The organism is Geopseudomonas aromaticivorans (assembly GCF_019097855.1).
In the GTDB taxonomy this organism is placed as follows: Bacteria; Pseudomonadota; Gammaproteobacteria; order Pseudomonadales; family Pseudomonadaceae; genus Geopseudomonas; species Geopseudomonas aromaticivorans.
Map to the genome: position 1 here is coordinate 102,904 of NZ_JAHRGL010000002.1, position 14,346 is coordinate 117,249.

General features: G+C 68.2%; 13 protein-coding genes. 4 read left to right on the forward strand and 9 right to left on the reverse strand.

The features are described from left to right. Nucleotides 1-92 precede the first annotated feature (92 nt). Nucleotides 93-662 (reverse strand): lipocalin family protein, encoded by a 570-nt coding sequence (locus tag KRX52_RS02520; protein ID WP_217679578.1) that lies wholly within the window; start codon nt 660-662, stop codon nt 93-95. A gap of 219 nt (nt 663-881) precedes the next feature. Then, nucleotides 882-2,600: an FAD-dependent oxidoreductase gene (locus tag KRX52_RS02525; protein ID WP_217679579.1), complete on the reverse strand. Its 1,719-nt coding sequence runs from the start codon at nt 2,598-2,600 to the stop codon at nt 882-884. A 233-nt stretch (nt 2,601-2,833) separates the two neighbouring features. On the opposite strand from KRX52_RS02525, the gene KRX52_RS02530 reads away from it, so the two are divergent. The 4 genes from KRX52_RS02530 to KRX52_RS02545 all read left to right on the forward strand — a co-directional run bounded on the left by KRX52_RS02530 (nt 2,834) and on the right by KRX52_RS02545 (nt 6,544). After that, nucleotides 2,834-3,610, forward strand: coding sequence for an IclR family transcriptional regulator (locus KRX52_RS02530; RefSeq protein ID WP_217679580.1), 777 nt, complete (start codon nt 2,834-2,836; stop codon nt 3,608-3,610). 168 nt (nt 3,611-3,778) lie between these two features. Continuing rightward, nucleotides 3,779-4,354 (forward strand): DUF922 domain-containing protein, encoded by a 576-nt coding sequence (locus KRX52_RS02535; protein ID WP_217679581.1) that lies wholly within the window; start codon nt 3,779-3,781, stop codon nt 4,352-4,354. Between the two features lie 302 nt (nt 4,355-4,656). Continuing rightward, nucleotides 4,657-5,715: a Gfo/Idh/MocA family protein gene (locus tag KRX52_RS02540; RefSeq protein WP_217679582.1), complete on the forward strand. Its 1,059-nt coding sequence runs from the start codon at nt 4,657-4,659 to the stop codon at nt 5,713-5,715. A gap of 13 nt (nt 5,716-5,728) precedes the next feature. Beyond that, nucleotides 5,729-6,544 carry a sugar phosphate isomerase/epimerase family protein gene (locus KRX52_RS02545; protein ID WP_217679583.1) on the forward strand — a complete coding sequence of 272 codons (816 nt, stop codon included), beginning with the start codon at nt 5,729-5,731 and terminating at the stop codon, nt 6,542-6,544. A gap of 2 nt (nt 6,545-6,546) precedes the next feature. Here the strand turns inward: KRX52_RS02545 and KRX52_RS02550 are convergent, their stop codons facing one another. The 7 genes from KRX52_RS02550 to KRX52_RS02580 form a co-directional block, all read right to left on the reverse strand. Continuing rightward, nucleotides 6,547-7,464: an FAD:protein FMN transferase gene (locus KRX52_RS02550; RefSeq protein ID WP_217679664.1), complete on the reverse strand. Its 918-nt coding sequence runs from the start codon at nt 7,462-7,464 to the stop codon at nt 6,547-6,549. Beyond that, nucleotides 7,454-9,646 carry a PepSY domain-containing protein gene (locus KRX52_RS02555; RefSeq protein WP_217679584.1) on the reverse strand — a complete coding sequence of 731 codons (2,193 nt, stop codon included), beginning with the start codon at nt 9,644-9,646 and terminating at the stop codon, nt 7,454-7,456. The genes KRX52_RS02550 and KRX52_RS02555 overlap by 11 nt, the downstream gene beginning before the upstream one ends. An 18-nt stretch (nt 9,647-9,664) precedes the next feature. After that, complete coding sequence (locus tag KRX52_RS02560) at nt 9,665-10,135, reverse strand: DUF2271 domain-containing protein (protein WP_217679585.1); 471 nt, start codon at nt 10,133-10,135, stop codon at nt 9,665-9,667. Nucleotides 10,136-10,426: 291 nt separating this feature from the next. Beyond that, entirely contained in the window at nt 10,427-11,443 is a 1,017-nt protein-coding gene (locus KRX52_RS02565; protein ID WP_217679586.1) for a TRAP transporter substrate-binding protein, read from the reverse strand. Nucleotides 11,444-11,491: 48 nt separating this feature from the next. Then, nucleotides 11,492-12,772: a TRAP transporter large permease subunit gene (locus KRX52_RS02570; RefSeq protein WP_217679587.1), complete on the reverse strand. Its 1,281-nt coding sequence runs from the start codon at nt 12,770-12,772 to the stop codon at nt 11,492-11,494. After that, nucleotides 12,772-13,335, reverse strand: a complete 564-nt coding sequence (locus KRX52_RS02575; protein ID WP_217679588.1) for a TRAP transporter small permease — start codon at nt 13,333-13,335, stop codon at nt 12,772-12,774. The genes KRX52_RS02570 and KRX52_RS02575 overlap by 1 nt, the downstream gene beginning before the upstream one ends. Nucleotides 13,336-13,489: 154 nt before the next feature. After that, entirely contained in the window at nt 13,490-14,341 is an 852-nt protein-coding gene (locus tag KRX52_RS02580) for a shikimate dehydrogenase (protein ID WP_217679589.1), read from the reverse strand. Nucleotides 14,342-14,346: the final 5 nt, after the last annotated feature.

The following is a 14,346-nucleotide window of genomic DNA, read 5'->3' on the forward strand; positions in this document are numbered from 1 at the left end:
AATACCATGGCCTCTTCTGGATGAATACGACCCATAGCTGCCGGTCGCGACAGGCAGCAATCGCCCCTTGGCGGTCTGTTGGACGATGCCTGTCAATCCTGCTTGGTGACTTCGATCTTGCGTATGTCGAATCCCTTTTGCGATAGTCTGGCCAGCATGTTTTTGTAGTCATTGGGGGCGATTTTTGGCGTTCTGGCAAGAATCCAAAGGTATTCTTTTTTCGGCTCGCTCACCGCAACTAACTGGTAATTTTCATCAAGATCTATAACCCAGTAGTCGCCCCAAACGAACGGCAGAAATGACAGCCATTGGGGCGCGAAGCGAACCTTCAGTTTTGGTGAAGTGGCAGGACCTATCTGCCTTGCGGTACCGATTGCTTCAGTCATCTCCCCGTTTTCGAGTCGACAACGGTTGATGACTTGCACCATGCCATCATTCTTGAGGCTGTATTCTGCTTTTGTGCCACCTGTACATTTCTTCTGGAACCAATTTGGGAATTTGGCTATTTCATACCAAGTACCCATGTAGCGAGGCACATCAAGTGCAGGAATCGTGCTTAAGGCACTGTTGCCGGGCTGCCCGTCAGCTCTTGATGCGGCATCTCCTGCAACTGCATTCACTGCACACAGAAAGAAGATCGCGGCAAATAAATTCTTTTTCACTGTTGCCTCTTTCAATTTTGTGGATCGGTGTAATTGCAAGATCTGTATAGGCGCTCAGCACTTGTCTGAGGTTCCTGCCTAGTCTGTAGGTTACAGCATTGAACAGTCATTCGACTGACTGCTGCCGGTTACAAGGGGCTGCTCTTGGCCGTTCCCTGCCGGCCACCACCAAGGCCGTGACGGATCGCCCCGCCACGGCCTTTTCACTTGCGCCGGGAATTACTCCCAGCCAATGGCCCCGGCGATATGCCGGCCGGCGATGTAGCCGAAGGTCACCGCCGGGCCGAGGTTTATGCCGCCGGCCGGGTAGTGGCCGCCCATGATGCTGGCCATGTCGGTGCCGGCCGCGTACAGGCCGTCGATCGGCTGGCCGGCTTGGTCCAGTACCTGGGCGCTGGCGTTGGTCTTCAGCCCCGCGAAGGTGCCGAAGCAGCCGGGCTGCACCTTCACCGCGTAGAACGGCCCGTGCTCGATGGGTGCCACGCACGGGTTGGGCTTGTGGCTGGCGTCGCCCTGCTTGCGGTTGTAGGGCGTCGAGCCGCGGCCGAAGGCCGGGTCCTCGCCGTGGAGCGCATGGCGGTTGTATTCGGCGACGGTGGCGGCCAGGCCCGCCGGATCGATGCCGCAGGCGCGGGCCAGCTCCTCGATGGTCTGGCCGGTCTTCAGGTAGCCGTTGCGCAGCCACGGGCCGAGCGGCACCGGCGCGGGACGCGAGATGCCCAGGCCGTAGCGGCGCTGGAAGCGGTGGTCGCAGATCAGCCAGGAGGCGACTTCCTGCCCCGGCGGCACTGCCGCGACCATCGCCGAGGTGTAGTCGTAGTAGCCGTTGGCCTCGTTGACGAAGCGCTTGCCGTCGGCCAGCACGCCGATGATCCCCGGTTTGCCGCGCTCGATGATGTGCGGGAAGTGGCCGCTGCTGCCGTCCTTGTGCTTGACCAGCGACACCGGCGCCCAGGCCACCGGCGAGACCAGGTCGGTGGCCACCTGGCCGCCGGCGGATTCGCCCAGACGCAGGCCGTCGCCGGAGGCGCCCAGCGGCGGCAGGGCCAGGTGTTCGTGGCCGGTCGGCGTGCGTGGGAACAGCGCCTTGCGCCGCTCGATGTCGTTGGGGAATCCGCCGGCGGCGAGCACCACGGCCTTGCGCGCGCGGATGCTGACCTCGCCCTGGGCGGTGGCCACCACCGCGCCGCGCACGGCGCCGTCCTCCCGCAGCAGGCGCTTGGCCGGCGCCGATTCGATCAGTTGCACGCCGAGATCCGCGGCCGACTTGGCCAGCCGCGCCACCAGCGCCACGCCGTTGACCAGCTGCATGGCGCGGCCGTGGCGGGCGAGGTCGACCAGGTGGCGGCCGAAGCGCTTGCCGGCGTAGACGAACGCGCCCGGCGAGCGGGTGACGTTCATGAACGCGGCCAGATCCTTGCCGGCCATGATCGGCATGCCGAGGAACGAGGTTTCGCGCATGGTCTTGCGCAGGCGGTGGATCAGCTCGCCGACCTCGCGGCCGTCGTAGGGCGCGGCGATCACCGAGCGCCCGCCGGTGCCGGCACCGGGGGTGTCGCCGTGGATGTCGGCGATCTGGTTGCCGTCGGCGAACTGCAGGGCGGTGTGTTTCTCGAAGAACTCGACCATGTGCGGGCCGGCCTCGAGGAAGGCGTCGATGCGCGCGGGGTCGTACTTGTCGCCCAGCTCGTGCTTGAGGTAAGTGCGCGGCAGCTCGGGGTCCTCGACGATGCCGGCGCGACGGGCCAGCGGGTTGCACGGCACCCACATCCAGCCGCCGGACCAGGCGGTGGCGCCGCCGAACACCGGGTCCTTCTCCACCACCACGACTTTCTGGCCGTGCCAGGCGGCGGTCACTGCGGCCGACAGGCCGGCGGCCCCCGAACCGACTACCAGGACATCGCATTCGAGCGCGTGGGGCAGGGGACTTGCAGGCATGGCGTTTCTCCGGGCTGTAACGGCGGGGCGACGTGCGTGGTCGCGTATCCGCACTTGTTGTTTTTGGAACCGTGTTCCGATAATAGAGATTCAGACGCGACTCGCCAAGCGCGAACTGTCGTCGAGAGGGAGTGATGGCCGGAGCAGGGGACGTGTGCCGCCGCGCGCATTGCGGTTTCCGCTGCCGGTCCGGCTCTTTTAGAATCGCCGCATCTAACGCATGGATACCGAACATGGCAGGCAGTCAAATCGAACGTGCACTGAGTCTTCTGGAGAGCCTGACCGCCGACCCGGGCGGGATGCCCATGCAGACCCTGGCCGACCAGCTGCAGATTCCCAAGAGCGCCACCCACCGCATGCTCGCCGAGCTGATCCGCCTCGGTTACGTGCGCCAGGACCCGCAGAGCAGCCGCTACCAGCTGTCCACCAAGCTGGTGGCGCTGGGCTTTCGCTACCTGGCCAACAGCGGCGCCGACGTGGTGCAGCCGGTCCTCGACCGCCTGGCCGAGGAAACCGGTGAGCTGGTGCGCCTGGGGGTGATCGACGGCGAGCGTCTGACCTGGATCGCCAAGTCGCAGGGCGCCCGCGGAGGCCTGCGCTACGACCCGGACATGGGCCGCGACGCGCCACTGTCCTCCACCGCCTCCGGGCACGCCTGGCTGGCCAGCATGAGCGACGCCGAGGCGCTGGCCCGCGTCGCGCAGCAGGCGCCGGTCGATCCGGCCGAACTCGGCCCCAACGCCCCGCGCAGCGAAGCCGCGTTGCTCGAGCGCCTGCATCTTGCCCGCGAGCACGGCTACGCCTGGGTGGTGGAAAGCTCGGCGGTGGGCATGGCGGCGATGGCCGCGATCGTCCGTCACCCGCGCAATCACCACGCCATCGGCGTGCTCAGTATCGCCGGCCCCAGCGCGCGCCTCGGCGAAGCGCGCATGCACCAGCTGGCGCCGCGCCTGCTGGAAGCTAGCGAGGAGCTGTCGCAGGCGAGCCAGGCTTCCGAGCTGTTTTCCTGAGGCTGGGGATGCTTCGCGGCTGTCGATCGGCAAGGGCAGCCTGGCCCCGAGGCGGCAGTGACCGGTCGACTAAACCCAAGGCTCCGCTAGCAACGCACTATTCTCTTGCAGGGATGCCGGGGAAGAGGCTTTCGCCGCCGCCAAGGCAGCGGACGGCGAGGAGGGCGCGTGCGAAGAGTCTGGTGGTTGTTGGCGCTGGCGCCGCTGGTTCAGGCTGCGGAGCCGGTCAGCTCGATGGTTCGTGAGCAGCACTACATGGTGTACGGGCGGACCGTTGACGATATCCGCCGCTCGATCATCGAGAGAACCCCGGTGCGCAACGCGCGGGGCTCGTTCGCTGCCAACACGAAGAGCCACTACAAGACGACCTACCGGCTGGTCCCCGTGTCGCAGACAGGCTGCGCCCTGAGGAACGCCGCGGTGAGGGTCGAATCGGTGGTTACGCTCCCCCAGCTGGCGCCCGGCACCCTACCCCCGGCGATCGCGGTCGAGTGGCGGCGCTACTACATCGCGCTGCGGGCGCACGAGTACCTGCATGTGGAAAGCGGCAGGGAGTCGGCCAGAACGACGCAGCAATGGCTGGCCAGCATGAAGATCAGTGGGCCGTGCCATCAGGCGAGGCCCCACGTCCGAGTCGCCATCGAGGCGTACATCCGCAAGCTGGATGAGCGCGATCAGCACCTGGATGCCATCACCGATCATGGCCGGGCGCAAGGCGCCTGGCTGGGTGATCGGGTCCGGTAGGGCTCTGCTGGCGCAGGGCGCACTCGCCGAGGCCCTCGCTGCGGAAGCAGGGCTGATTCTCTGTAGCCACCCACGACCCCGCTGTGGGGCGGCTTGACTCAAGCGTTCAATCCCCGCCTCTGGGTGACTGCTCCCTGCCGTGGCCTTCGGTTGCAATTGCGGCGTGGCGTTCGTTAATCGAACATCCTTGAGCACGGCTGCTTGCGAAAAAGTGGAACTAGGTTCTAGATTGTTGCGGCGCGGGCGGATGCTTCAGCGCCAGCCCCCATCCCTCCCGCCATAACAAGAAGAGGAACCCAGCCTTGAGCGAGCCACTGCGTATCGCCCTGATCGGTGCCGGCGTCATGGGACGTCAGCACTATCAGCATCTCAAGAACCTGTCCGATGCCCGGTTGTGCGCCGTGGCCGATCCCGGCCCGCAGGCCGCGGCGTTCGCCGCCGAGTGTGGGGTGGCGTATTTCGCCGACCATCGGCGGATGCTCGACGAGGCCCGTCCGCAGGCCGTCGTCATCGCCAACCCCAACACCCTGCATGTGAGCACCGCGCTGGACTGCATCGCCGTCGGCGTGCCGGTACTGCTGGAAAAGCCGGTCGGCGTGCACCTCGACGAGGTGCGCGAGCTGGTCGCCGCCTCGGCCGGCGCGGGTGTGCCGGTACTGGTCGGCCACCATCGCCGCCACAATCCGCTGATTGCCCGCGCCCGCGAACTGGTGCAGGACGGCAGCCTCGGCCGGCTGACCACGGTCACCGCGCTGTGGCAGCTGCAGAAGCCGGACAGCTACTTCGACATCCCCTGGCGCCGCGAACCGGGCGCCGGGATGCTGCTGACCAACCTGATCCACGATCTCGACCTGCTGCGCCACCTGTGCGGCGAGGTCAGCGAGGTGCAGGCGATCACCAGCAACGGCGTGCGCGGCTTCGCCAACGAGGACAGCGCCGTGGTGCTGCTGCGTTTCGCCAATGGCGCCCTCGGCACCCTGACCGGCTCGGACGCGGTGGCCGCGCCCTGGAGCTGGGAGCTGGATTCCGGCGAGAACCCGGTCTATCCGCGCCAGCCTGACCAGCCGTGCTACCTGCTGGCCGGCACCCGCGGAGCGCTGAGTATCCCGCAGCTCAGGCGCTGGCACTACGCCGAGCCCGGCGCCGGCTGGCACCAGCCGCTGCTGCACAGCCAGGAATGCTTCACTCCGGGCGAAGCCCTGTTCCGCCAGCTGCAGCACTTCGTCCGCGTCGCCCGTGGCGAGGAGGCGCCACTGGTCAGCGCAGCCGACGCCGGCAACACCCTGGCGCTGATCGAAGCCATCCACCGCGCCGCCGCGAGCGGCCGCGGCTGTGCCCCCGACCTCATTTCCATCGAATAAGAAGAGAATTGCCATGAGCGAACGCAACCTGTCCCTCGCTGCCCTGACCGTGCTCGAGCTGTCCCCGCCGGACATGGTCGAAGTGGCCGCCCGCGCCGGCTACAGCCACGTCGGCCTGCGCCTGGTGCCGGCCACTCCCGAGGAGCACCACTTCCCGCTGGTGGCCGATGCCGGCCTGCGCCGGCAGACCCAGGCGCGCCTGCGCGATACCGGCATCAAGGTGTTCGACGTGGAGATCCTGCGCCTCAAGCCGGAGACGCTGGTCGCCGACTTCGAGCCGATCCTCGCCGTCGGCGCCGAACTGGGGGCCAGCACGGTGCTGGTGGCCGGCAACGACCCCGACGAGGCGCGCCTGACTGACAATTTCGCCGCGTTCTGCGACCTGGCGGCGGGGTTCGGCCTGTATCCGCACCTGGAGTTCATGCCGTGGACCGACGCCAGGGACCTGACCCAGGCCATGCGCATCGTCGACAACGCCGGGCGCGCCAACGGCTGCGTGCTGGTCGATGCCTTCCACTTCAACCGTTCCGGCTCGCGTCTGGAGGATCTGGCCCGCCTCGACCCGGCGCGCATGCACTATGCCCAGCTGTGCGACGTGGCCGGCCCGGTGCCGGACGACATGGACGAGATCCTGCGCCAGGCGCGCAACGAGCGGCGCTTCCCCGGCGACGGCGATTGCGACCTGCTCGGCCTGCTGCGCGCGCTGCCGGCCAACCTGCCGCTCAGTCTGGAGATTCCCACCCGTCAGCTCTACGAGCAGGGCGTCGGCGCCCTGGAGCGCGCGCAGATCGCCATCGACAAGGCGCGCACCCTGCTGGCGCGGATCTGAAGTCAGATGCCCACCGTGACCTCGCGAATGTTCTCCCCGTCACGCACCAGGAACACCGCGCTCAGGCCCTGCTCGCGGGCGAGGCGGGCGCCGTGGTCGACGCCCAGCACCATCAGGGCGGTGGCCCAGGCGTCGGCGTACAGGCAGCTGGCGGTCAGCACCGTCACTGAGGCGATGCCGTTGTGCAGCGGCGCGCCGCTGTGCGGGTCGAGGGTGTGCGAGTAGCGCTGGCCGTCGCGCTCGCGCCAGTGGCGGTAGTCGCCGGAGGTGGCGATGGCGGCGTCGGTCAGCTCCAGCGCGGCGAACGGCTCGCGCCGGCCGTAGGCAGGCGTCTCCAGGGCGACGCGCCAGGCGCCGTCGGGCTTCTCGCCGCGGGCGCGCAGCTCGCCATCGATGCCGACCAGGTAGCGCTGGATGCCGTGGCGCTCCAGGCAGCGGGCCAGTTCGTCGACGCCGAAGCCCTTGGCGATGCCGTTGAGGTCGAGGCTGACCTCGGCCACCTTGCGCACGGCGCGGCGCTCGGGGTTGAGAGTCAGGGCGGTGGCGGCTGGGCAGCGCGGCGTCTCGACCGCGCCCGCCGGCGCCGGGCCGAAGCCCCAGGCGCTGACCTGGGCGCCGAGGGCGATGTCGAAGGCGCCGTGCGACAGGCTGCCGACATGCAGCCCGGCGAGCAGCACCTGGTAGAGCTCGTCCGGCAGGTCGAACCACTGTCCGAGCGGCGCGCGGTTCAGGCGCATCAGGGTGGAGTCCGGCTTCCAGGTCGACATCTGCGCATCGACCCGGTCCACCGCCGCCTGCAGCTCGGCCTGCACGGGCTGGGTGTCGAGCCCGGCGGCGGCGAAGAACACTGCGCTGAAGCGGCTGCCCATGGTCGGTCCGCTGAGTCTGTAGCGCACCAGCGGTTTGGATTCAGTAGACATCTTCACGGAAGCGCCCCTGTGCCTTGAGTTGATCGAGGTTGCTGCCCATCTCGGCCAGCAGGGTTTCCAGCACGGCGCGCACGCCGGCAGCCATCTCCCGCGAGCCGCACACCAGCACCTGGGCGCCTTGTTGCAGCAGCGTGCGGACGCTGGCGGCATCGTCGTGCAGACTGTCCTGCACGTAGCCCGGCGTCGGCCCCTGGGAGAAGGCCCGCTGCAAGCGCTGCAGTCGGCCGTCCGCCAGGCACTGCTGGAGTTCCTCGCCATACAGCTGGTCGCTGGCGTGGCGCCCGCCCCAGTAGAGCTGGATGGGCCGGCGCGACTGGTTCTTGCGCACGAAGCCGATCAGCGGTGCCACGCCCACGCCGGCGCCGATCAGCAGCACCGGATGCTCGCCGGCCTGCGGGCGGAAGCCCGGATGCGCCTGGATGCTCGCCGCCACCTCGGCGCCCGGCTTCAGGTCGTGCAGGTAGTTCGAGCAGAGTCCCTGCGGATGGAGGCGCACGCAGATCTCCACGAAGCCGTCGTCATCGGCGCTGGCGATGGAGTACAGGCGCGGCGCGGTGTCGTCCTGCGCGGCTTCGACCGGGGGACGGATGGCCAGCAGATCGCCGGGGGCGAAGTGGGTGCTGCCGGGGGCCACGGCGAAGCGCAGCACCACGGCCGGCTGGCCGCCGCGCTCGCTGTAGCACTGGCGCTGTTGCAGGGTCAGGCGCACGGCGCTGGATGGGGCCAGCGCCGATTGCAGGCGCAGCGGAGTGCCGAGCCGTTCGCCGAGCTGCCCGGCCCAGGCGTTCAGTTCGCCGCTGGTCTGGCGGTCGATGCGCTGCAGCGGCAACAGCGGCTGGCAACCGCGCTGCTGCAGGGCCTGCTCGACCGCTTCAGCATAGGCGCAGAAGCGCGGGAACTGGCGGTCGCCGAAGCCGAGCACCGCCACCGGCAGGCCGCGGGCGGGCCAGCGGGCCTCGGCCAGGCGTTCGAGGAACTGCCCGGCGCTGTCCGGCGCCTGGCCGTCGCCGTAGGTGGCGGCGAGCACCAGCACGCAGCGTGCCTGCGGGTAATCGTCCTGCACGTCATTCATGGCGGCCACGTGCACCGGCCGGCCGGCGGCCTGCAGCTGCGTCTGCAGCTGGCGGGCGTAGGCCCAGGTCGAGCCGCTCTGGCTGCCGACCAGGATCACCGCCTCGGCCTGTTCGGCCGCAACGCCCGTGTCCTGCTCGCCGACGCGACCGCGGCGCTGCCACCAGCCGAGCAGGCCGCTGCCGCCGAGGAACAGGGTGGACAGCGCCAGAGCGGCGAGCGCCATGGACCACACCGGCATGCCTTCGCCGGTGTGCAGGGCGTAGGCGGTTTCATAGAGGTTCTGCGCAGTGCTGTTGCGCTGGAAGCTGATCCACTGGCCGCTGGCGGCGTTGACGAAACCGCTGCCGCTGGCGGTGCGCACGCTGAAGAAGTGGGTGTCGTCTGCGGCGCTGGGGAATTCCAGCTCGCGCAGCTCGGCCAGCTCGACCTGGCGCAGCGCCGCGAGCGCGCCCAGCGGCAGGTGCGCGGCGGCCTGGATGCCTTCGGGCCAGGCCGGCTCGTTGTCGGAACCGTCGCCGAGCAGGTCCAGGCTGGTCGCCGACAGGTACAGGCCGCTGAGGGCGAGCACGGCCAGGCCCGGCAGCGCCCAGCGGGCGACTACCGTGTGCCAGTGCAGGACACCCTCGGCGGAGCGGATCGGGGTCAGCAGGCGGCGCCAGCCGCCGAGGCGGCGGGCCAGCAGGATGGCGCCGCTGATCGACAGCAGCGCCAGGGCCAGCGCCGCCAGGCCACTCAGCCAGCGCCCGGTCGAGCCGAGCAGCAGCTCACGGTGCAGGTCGCGCAGCCAGTCGAGGGTGGCCGAGGGGGCGTAGGGGCCGAGGTCCTCGCCGGTGGCCGGATCGACGACATGGACCGGCTCCTCGACATCGCCGCCGAGGGTGGCGAGGAGGGTGCCGTTGGCGCTGCGCTCCAGGCGCTCGACGTTCGGCAGCTGCTGGCTGACGCGCTCGGCGACGACGGCCACGCTGTCGCCGGGGGCGTTCAGCTGGCCGAGCTGTTCGCTCAGGCTGGCGCCGGACAGCACCAGCCCGGTGGCGGCGGAAACCAGCAGCAGGGCGCTCAGCAGGAGGCTGACCAGCAGGTGCAGGCGACGATTCATGGGTGGGCCTCGTGGGGGTCAGAAGCGGTAGCTGACGCGGTCGACGTAGCCGCTGCCGCTGGCTTCGCCTGGCTCGCGGGTCAGCGGCAGGCGGACCTCCGCGCGGTTGTCGCGCTTGTCCTCGACCGCGCTGTCGATGCGGATCTCGTAGCCGGCATCAAGCAGGGCCTGTTCCAGCTCGACCTCCACCGTCAGGTCCTCGCCGCTGCCGACGCTGGCACCGGTCAGGCCGTCGAACTCGGCGCGTTGCGCGCCACCGCCGCCTGTCCAGTCGCGCAGGTGGCGGTAGTACTTGGCCTTCTTGCCGGCGACCCACAGGGTCTTCTGGTACTGGCCGTCGGCGTCGGTCAGGTAGATGGCCAGGTAGGCGCCCTTGCCAGAGTATTCCTTGAGCGTGACGTCCAGCGTCAGGGGCTGGCTCTGTGCGTGGGCCAGCAGCGGTGCGGCGGTGGCGCCGGCCAGGGCCAGCGAGATGAGCGTCTTGTTCATGGGGGCAAGCTCCTGCGGATTCGATGCGGCCACAGTAAGCGGCCAAGCTGAATCCAGACTGAAGGCCGGCGCGACGAGGCTTAATCCGGGCTTAAGTCGAGTGTGTGTGTCGGGGCGTTGCGAGGGCGGTGAGCGTGGATCAGGGAGTCTGGTGCGGTTGCACTTCGAGCAGGAGCAGGTGCTGCTCCAGTACCTGGAGGGGCGTTGATCCGTGCGCTTGCGCCTGCCCCAAACAAGAACGCCCGCTGTCTCCAGCGGGCGCTTTCGTTTATCGCAATCGCGGCGGCGTGCTTACTGCCCGGCGCGCACCTTGTCGATCGAGTCGTACATGGCTTTGACCAGCTCCGGGTTCATGTCCTTGACGAACTGCTCGACCACCGGCTTGACCTTGTCGCGGAAGCGCTCGACTTCCTGCGGAGCGATCTCGTTGACCTGCATCGAGCCCTTGAGGGTTTCGAGCGCCTTGCTCTGGCTGTCCTCGGTGACCTGGCGCTGGTAGGTCTGCGCTTCCTTGGCCGCGTCGCGGATCAGCGCCTGCTCGTCGGCGTTGAGTTTCTGCCAGGTCTTCTGGCCGACCACGAACGACTGCGGGTTGTAGATGTGGTTGGTGACCGACAGGTACTTCTGCACCTCGTTGAACTTGCTGCCGAGGATCACGGTGAAGGGGTTTTCCTGGCCGTCGACGGTGCGCTGCTCAAGACCGGTGTAGACCTCCGGGAATGGCATCGGCACCGGGTTGGCGCCGAGCGCCTTGAAGGTTTCCAGGTAGATCGGCGACTGGATCACGCGCACCTTGAGACCCTGCATGTCTTCCGGCTTGGTGACCGGGTGCTTGCTGTTGGTCAGGTTGCGAAAGCCGAGGTCCCAGTAGCCGAGTCCGACCAGGCCCTTGCTCTCCAGGCTGGCGTGCAGCTTCTGGCCGACCTCGCCATCGATCACCGCGTGGGCCTCGGCGGTGTTGTTGAACAGGTAGGGGAAGTCGAGCATGGCGAATTCCGGCACCTGCGCGGCGAGGATGCCGGAGTTGAGCACGGTCAGGTCGAGGGTGCCGCCCTGCAGCGAGGAGATGGTCTGCAGGTCGCCGCCCAGGGTGCCGCCGGGGAACAGGCGCACCTTGATCTTGCCGCCGGACTTCTCGCTGACCAGATCGGCGAACTTCTGCGCGCCCTGGCCCTGCGGGTGGTCCTTGACGTTCTGGAAGGCGAAACGCAGGGTGCGCTCGCGGATCTCGGCGGCGCTGGCAGCGCCGGCGAACAGTACGCCGGCGGCGCAGGCGGTGGCGATCAGGGTTTTCAGCAGTTTCGTCATGTCATGTACCTTTCTATTGTTGTTGGTTGAGGCGACAGGGGACCGGGATCAGCCGGCGAAGAACTTCATCGGCACCGTGACCAGTTCGGGGAACAGCACCAGCAGGAACAGCACGATCAGTTGCGCGATCAGGAAGGGGCCGACGCCGCGGACGATCTCTTCCATCTTCAACTTGGAAACGCCGCACACCACGTTGAGCACCGTGCCCACCGGCGGGGTGATCAGGCCGATCGAGGTGTTGATGATGAACAGCACGCCGAAGTACACCGGATCTATGCCGGCCTGGGTCACCGCTGGCATCAGCACCGGGGTGAGGATCAGGATCGCCGGGGTCATGTCCATCACCATGCCCACCAGCACGATCAGCAGCATGATCACCAGCAGCAGGGTGGTCGGGTTGTCCATGAACGGCTCGAGCAGGCCGGCCAGCTGGCCCGGCAGGTCGGCGATGTTGACCAGCCAGGAGGAGACCATGGCTGCGGCGACCAGGAACATCACCACCGAGGTGGTGCGCGCGGCAGAGATGATCACCTCGTACAGCTCGCTGACCTTCAGTTCGCGGTAGATCACCACGGCGACGAACAGCGAGTACACCGCGGCGACCACGGCGGCTTCGGTCGGGGTGAAGATGCCGAACTTGAGGCCGACGATGATGATCACCGGCAGGCCCATGGCCCAGCTGCCGTCGAGCAGGGCGCGCAGCACTTCCTTGCGCGAGCGCTTGGGCGGCATCTCGACGTTTTCAGTGCGCGAGACGAACCACCAGACGATGGCCAGGGCGAGGCCGAGCAGCAGGCCCGGGACGATGCCGGCCATGAACAGCTTGGAGATCGACACCCCCGAGGCGACGCCGAAGACGATGAAGCCGATGCTCGGCGGGATGATCGGCGCGATGATGCCGCCGGCGGCGATCAGGCCAGCCGAGCGCGAACGGCTGTGGCCGGCGCGCACCATCATCGGCACCAGCAGGGCGGCCAGCGCGGCGGCGTCGGCCACCGCCGAGCCGGACAGCGAGGCGAGCAGGCAGGAGGCGATGATCGCCACGTAGCCGAGTCCGCCGCGCTTGTGGCCGACCAGGGCCATGGCGATGTTGACGATGCGCTTGGACAGGCCGCCGGCGTTCATGATTTCGCCGGCCAGCATGAAGAAGGGCACGGCCATCAGCGGGAAGCTGTCGGCGCCGTTGAGCAGGTTCTGCGCGATGATCTGCGCGTCAAACAGGTCGAGGTGCAGCATCAGCGCCACGGCGACCAGCAGCAGGGCGAAGGCGATCGGAATCCCCAGGGCCATGCCGCCCAGCAGGGTGCCGAGGAAAATGGTCAGGGTCATCAGGCTTTCCTCCCGGCGCGGGCTTGCTGGCTGTGCTGCAGGTGTTCGATCTCGTCGGCGGCCTCGCTGTCCTTGATGGTCACCAACTCGTCGGCGGAGAGGCGGCCGGTAACGGCGAGGAACAGCTCATACAGCAGGATCAGGCCGGCATTGATGCCGAACACCACGCCGACGCCGTAGAACCAGGCCATCGACAGGCCGGAGGCGGGGGCCACCACGTCGAGGTTGATCTGCGCCTGCTGCCAGCTGCCGCTGAGGATCAGCCAGGTGATGAACAGCATCAGCAGGTGGCCGATGACCAGGCAGAAGCGCTTGCCGATGGGTGGCAGACGCTTGACCAGGCTGTCCAGACCAAGGTGGGCGCGTTCCTTGAGGGCGACCAGCGCACCGAGGAACACCATCCAGACGAAGAACCAGCGCGACAGCTCTTCCGACACGCTGATTCCGGAGTTGAAGGCGTAACGCAGGACCACGTTGCCGAAGACGAGTACCACCATGCCGAGCATGCACAGCACGATGAGCAGCTTGAGCAGGCGGAAGTAAAGGTCGGCTATTGTTTTCATGATTGACCTCTTCGATGTGCACCGGGGCTTTGCTGGCCCGCGGCGAGCCTGGCCGACACTCCTGCAGGCATGGGCACCGGCTTGGCGGTGCTGTCTGTTGGGGAATGTCGGCCCCGGCTTATGTGGCCGCCGAAACGGCCACTCCTGGCATGCCTCAGCCCATGCTGGCGAAGTGCGCCATCATCCGCCCGGCGTCGGCCGCGCGGCCGCTGAACAGCTCGAAGGCCTTGACCGCCTGGAACACCGCCATGTTGCTGCCATCGAGGGTCTGGCAGCCCAGCGCGCGGGCAGTGCGCAGCAGTTCGGTTTCCAGCGGGAAGTAGATGATCTCCGCCACCCACAGCTCGGCGCGCAGCAGCTCGGCCGGCAGCGGCATGCCCGGCAGCTTGGCCATGCCGACCGGGGTGGTGTTGACCAGGCCCTGGGCTTCGGTCATCGACGCCGGCAGGTTGCTGCCGGCCTGGGCGCGGCCGGCACCGAAACTGGCGCTGAGGTTGGCGGCCAGCTCGGCGGCGCGCGCCGGCTCGACGTCGAAGATGGTCAGCTGCTGCACGCCTGCCTGCAGCAGGGCGTGGGCCACCGCGGCGCCGGCGCCACCGGCGCCCATCTGCACCACGCGCTCGCGCGCCACGTCGGACAGGCCGCGGCGGAAGCCTTCGGCGAAGCCCAGGCAGTCGGTGTTGTGGCCGATGCGCTTGCCGTCCTGGAACACCACGGTGTTCACCGCGCCGATGCCGCGGGCTTCCGGCGACAGCTCGTCGAGCAGCGGGATGATCGCCTGCTTGCACGGGAAGGTGATGTTCAGGCCGGTGAAGCCCATGCGCTGGGCGGCGCTCAGCAGGTCCGGCAGGGCCTGGGTGTCGAGGCCGAGCTGGTCCAGGTCGATCAGGCGGTACAGGGTGCGGATGCCCTGGGCGTCGCCCTCGTGCTCGTGCATGGCCGGGGTGCGCGAGGCCTGGATGCCGGCGCCGATCAGGCCGGCGAGGATGCTGGAAGTCTGGGTCATGATTG